Origin of the sequence: Candidatus Symbiopectobacterium sp. (assembly GCF_020054415.1) — a bacterium.
GTDB lineage: Bacteria > Pseudomonadota > Gammaproteobacteria > Enterobacterales > Enterobacteriaceae > Symbiopectobacterium.
The window spans coordinates 1-4,550 of the sequence record NZ_JAHWCO010000499.1; the positions used below are offsets into that span (position 1 = coordinate 1).

General features: G+C 40.5%; 7 protein-coding genes. All 7 read left to right on the forward strand.

The window, feature by feature from the left end; translation table 11 throughout:
- The first annotated feature begins 199 nt into the window (after nt 1–199).
- Genes QZ506_RS14605 through QZ506_RS14635 form a run of 7 tightly spaced genes read left to right on the forward strand, consistent with a single transcriptional unit; the run spans nt 200 to nt 4,401 of the window.
- Complete coding sequence (locus QZ506_RS14605; protein WP_291972004.1) at nt 200–1,504, forward strand: PrgH/EprH family type III secretion apparatus protein; 1,305 nt, start codon at nt 200–202, stop codon at nt 1,502–1,504.
- Nucleotides 1,497–1,763: a type III secretion system needle complex protein gene (locus tag QZ506_RS14610; RefSeq protein WP_291972006.1), complete on the forward strand. Its 267-nt coding sequence runs from the start codon at nt 1,497–1,499 to the stop codon at nt 1,761–1,763. The genes QZ506_RS14605 and QZ506_RS14610 overlap by 8 nt, the downstream gene beginning before the upstream one ends.
- Before the next feature lie 39 nt (nt 1,764–1,802).
- Nucleotides 1,803–2,087, forward strand: a complete 285-nt coding sequence (gene sctI / locus QZ506_RS14615) for a type III secretion system inner rod subunit SctI (protein ID WP_291972008.1) — start codon at nt 1,803–1,805, stop codon at nt 2,085–2,087.
- 2 nt (nt 2,088–2,089) lie between these two features.
- The gene (locus tag QZ506_RS14620; protein WP_291972010.1) at nt 2,090–2,899 is read left to right on the forward strand and encodes an EscJ/YscJ/HrcJ family type III secretion inner membrane ring protein; all 810 of its coding nucleotides are present in this window, start codon (nt 2,090–2,092) and stop codon (nt 2,897–2,899) included.
- A 28-nt stretch (nt 2,900–2,927) separates the two neighbouring features.
- Complete coding sequence (locus QZ506_RS14625) at nt 2,928–3,485, forward strand: hypothetical protein (protein ID WP_291972013.1); 558 nt, start codon at nt 2,928–2,930, stop codon at nt 3,483–3,485.
- 16 nt (nt 3,486–3,501) lie between these two features.
- The gene (locus tag QZ506_RS14630; protein WP_291972015.1) at nt 3,502–4,182 is read left to right on the forward strand and encodes a hypothetical protein; all 681 of its coding nucleotides are present in this window, start codon (nt 3,502–3,504) and stop codon (nt 4,180–4,182) included.
- A 3-nt stretch (nt 4,183–4,185) separates the two neighbouring features.
- Nucleotides 4,186–4,401, forward strand: coding sequence for a hypothetical protein (locus QZ506_RS14635; protein WP_291972017.1), 216 nt, complete (start codon nt 4,186–4,188; stop codon nt 4,399–4,401).
- The last annotated feature ends 149 nt before the right edge of the window (nt 4,402–4,550 follow it).

Below are 4,550 nucleotides of genomic sequence, written 5' to 3' on the forward strand. Positions count from 1 at the left end.
CGCTGCTTGAGGGCCTTGTTATAAGAGGGCCAGTTGGTGATTTTAAAATTTTGTTTTGCCATGGAGACCTGATTTTGAAACAACTGTGGTGATCTGCTCCGATGATTACCCAAAAGTTCTATTTATTCAACAAAGCCCAACAAAGCCCAAAGCCGTTACTGGTTGCCAAATCTGATGTGAAATCAATTTTCCATTATTATTGAATCAAGATATTGGTGGTCCGTTGGTATATCTTGTCCAAAGTGAACGTAATGGTATCGATCTCCTTGAGAGTTTAGCAATGTTATTGGATGAAGATAAAAATATCGATAAAGAAAAAAGGATAGTCGTTAGGCTTCTTAACGGCGTTTTACGTGGGTGTGAGTTTGCTTTGCTTGAAGGGAACACACTTTTTCTTTCTACTGATGAAGAAACGATTAGCAAGCAATATAATGGCACACAGATGCCTGATAATACTATTTATATTCCTGCTGACCAACCGGATGTAAGTTTCGAGATAATCGTTAAACTGGGCGACTCATGCGAGGTTTATATGCGTGAGATCTCTGACGATGGCTCACCAATGACAGCATTGTCAGAAAATGAAGTTATCACCGTTGGGATGCAAAAATTTGTCTGGCGAAATCAACATTCTGAATTCTCGGACGCTATCTTATCCGGAGAATATCTGGACAGTGCTAGGGGACAATCACCAACGACTACCGATATTGTCAAGAATACCAAAAGTGTATGGTATAAAACATTGGCAGCAGTTGCTTTAGTGAGTGCCGTGTTTGTCGCGGGCTATGGCTACCTTACGGGAACACAGCATCAGCTTGATAATGTCTCAACATTATTGAATTTTGCCTCTGAAGATTATCAGATAGTTTATGCTCGCGATAATTGGATTTATGTTTTTGCTGGCAGTGAAAAAGCGACTGATTGGGCTGTTCAAACCATGGTTAGAAATCCGCTGCACCAACAGGTTAATGTTGTCAATATTGCCAGCGAAGAAGAGCGAATTTCTCGTTGGGTGGAAAACTATTGGCCTGCATTGAAGTTTCATCAGATACGGTTGAGTGACCCACAACATCCGATTCTTAGAATTAGTACAGAAAGAAATGAATTAAGTGAAAAGGAACGCGGTGATTTTATTTCTGCGCTGAAAGAAAAATTCCCTTATATGGATTCAGTAAGGCTAGAGAATCTGGAGGATAAAACAATCAGGAGTATTGCCAATCAAGGATTAAAAAAAATGGCGCTCTCTTTCCGTGAGATAGACAATGGCGATACTATCACCTTTGTTATATTGGGCGTCATTGAGGATGGTATGCTCGAAAGTATCAAGAATTTTGTCAATCAATACTATCAACAATGGGGTGGAAGGTATGTTCACTTTTCTGTTGAGCTGGAAACTGATTGGTTCAAAGATAAATCTTTTAAATTTGGCGAACAAAGCTATATAAAACTTGGCGCTGGACATTGGTATTTCCCAAAAACACAAGTAAGGATTTTATATGAGTAGCAAGGAATCAATAAGTACAGATTTCACATGGAATGGTTATTTATCTAATAAATCATCAACCTTCGATAATGGTGTGACACAACTTAATTCTGAATTGAAGCTGGCGCTAGAAAAACTGTCAAAAGACCCCTCTAACCCAGAGCTGTTGGCGACTTATCAGTCTCGCTTGTCAGAGTATACGCTGTACCGTAATGCACAATCTAACGTTGTGAAGGTATACAAAGATGTGGGCTCTGCGATTATTACCAACTTCCGTTAATGTTGTTACCAGGAATAGGCTATGAATCATAACACCAGTATGGTGACACAGTTGTCTGGCAATTGGCATGATATTACCATGCCAGAATCTGCCAATGTGTCGTTGGAAGATCGTCTGCTTCGCGCTTATTCGAGGGAATCGGTAAATATGTCTGCGGAACAGCGTGACGTGATTTCATTGTTGGAGAACACCAATGCTTCAACAGATCCTGAAATGTTGGTAGAACTTCAGCAACGAACTTCTGACTATAACTTACATGTCTCGCTCATCAGTACATTGACGCGTAAAGGGGTCAGTGCTGTTGAAACATTATTACGTTCATAATCATGAATAAATACCTGTTATTTCCCATATTGGCATTTTTTCTTGTAGGCTGTAAGCAAGATATTTTGCTGAAAGGGTTAGATCAACAGCAGGCTAATGATGTTATTGCGCTGTTACAGCGCAATAACATCAAGGTTGATAAAAATGAGGTCAAAAAAGAGGGGTATAGTCTCTATGTCAGTTCTCAGGATTTTTCGGCTTCTGTTGATTTAATGAATACTTATGGGCTGCCACGCCCTCCAGCAATCGAGATTGCGCAGATGTTTCCTGCCGATGCGCTTGTTTCTTCTCCACGTGCTGAAAAGGCTCGCCTCTATTCCGGAATCGAGCAACGACTTGAGCATTCGTTGTTGTCAATTTCAGGGGTGGTTTCTGCGCGCGTACATGTGAGCTATGATATGAGCTCCAGAGATGGTAATAGGAAAAGATCGGCTGTTCATATTTCAACATTGCTCAATCATGATAATAGTATTACTGATACCACCTTATTAATCAGTGAGGTAAAGCGCTTTCTTAAGAATAGCTTTGAGGACGTTAATTACGACAATATTTCCGTCGTGTTATCCAAGATTAATGACGTTCAGCGGCATGCGCCGGTATCCATTCAAGAAACAAAGTCTGATACACCGATGTGGTTAATAAGCCTTGGCGTGGTAACCGTTGCCTTGTTAGCCGCCGTGCTGTTATTTATTAGTCAAAGCCATCATGCATTTTTAGGTAGGCTAAAGAAGCATATCCTGATGCAGACTAATAATAAACGTACACCGGATGATCCTAAAACCAGTGTAGATGTTCCTGAAGATAAAAAATAGCGGATATCTGAATGTCATGGAAAGATTAATGCATAAAGAGCAAAGGGAATGCGCTAATATCCTAAATATCATATATAATCCGATATCATGGATTCATCCAAAACGTTTTTCACTTCCCTCTGGATTTTCGACGCCAGGATGTAATCGAATTATAAATGACATTTTAATCGAAAACTTTTCTCTTTCTGTTGAACCGCTCGACCTAAATAATGAAAGAGAACGATATTTAGCTGTGCATTGGCATTTGTTACCCAAAGCGGCCTTTATGGTGGCTTGTCAACGCCATAAGAGCAATCTTTTTCAGTGTGGAGTCTGGTGGAAGCTTGAAAAATCCGTCAGGCAGTTTTCATTGTTGAATATTATTGAAACTAAGCCAGTGAATGCATCTACTTATTCTCTTGAGCAATATGCGTGTTGCGCTAAACGAGAAATTGATTTATTCTCCGCTTCTGTCTCGAGGGTAATGAGAGAACGACTGCCATTATTGTTTTCACCAGGAGACGATGTGGAAACTGCGTCGCCAACATTAACCGGTGATAATGAATTAGCAATGAGGATGGCCATTCAATATGCTCAAAGAAGTTGAGACATCATATACGAATATGCTGCAAGAAAATGTGCTGTTAACAAACAAGAATCGTGTAGCACATAATCTGAGAATCAACGTCGTGGCGCAGGCCCGTGAACATGCCAAAAAGATCATCAACGATGCCAGTCGTGATGCTGAGGCAATACGTCAGCAGGCCTATCGCGATGGTTATGAACACGGCCTTGTGACATCAATTGAAACAGTAACCGGTTTTATTGAGGATAAACAAGGCATTGTGAATGAACTCTATGGACAGGTTCGCCAGCGTGCAAGGCGTTTGCTGAGTGACACTGTCAATAAGGAAAGCGTGATTTGTACCTTGTTTGAAAGCTGGGCCGATGAGATTGATGGCCGAGATGACAAAACGCCTTTTTACATCCTTCTTCCTAGCGACAGACGCCGTTATAAACGCAGATTAATGGCCTATATTGATAGTATACACCGGGGAGGCGTCATTTTTGAGTATCATCAAGATTTGCGATATGTATTTAAGTATCGTGAGCAACTGGTCGAATTTTTACCAGAGACGTTTGTTGATAATCAAATAGATACGTTTTTTGACACGCAATCATTGTATGAGAGTTGCGAACAACTTTCTCAGCAAACACTGGAAAAACTTCACGAACAACTTGGAACGTATTCACCGTCGCGTGAAGTGTTGCTATCGGATAATGATGATAATCAAGGAAAATAAGCAATGACAACGATTAATTCTCTATCAAACTCCACCGTTTCGCTTTATGAAACTGATGGAGATATCAAAGACATTAGCGAAGTAATTAAGGGGTTAGATGATGATAAGACCAATAATTATGCTATGCGGTTTATGTATAACGAGTGGATGCAAAAAGTCTTGTTATCGGATGGGCTCGATCCTGATGAAAATGGTCGTGTATTCAATGAGTTGATGTAGCATCAAACGGGCTTTGTTGAATAATAGTGAGTCATGCTGTTTTGCCAAGCCAGTTTTGGTAGAAAATGCTTTTCCCCTCAGGTGTACAGTTTTCTCATGAGGCCTAACTGCATGATTTTGCGTTGCGAGAATCCGTCGTTTCACTGGAC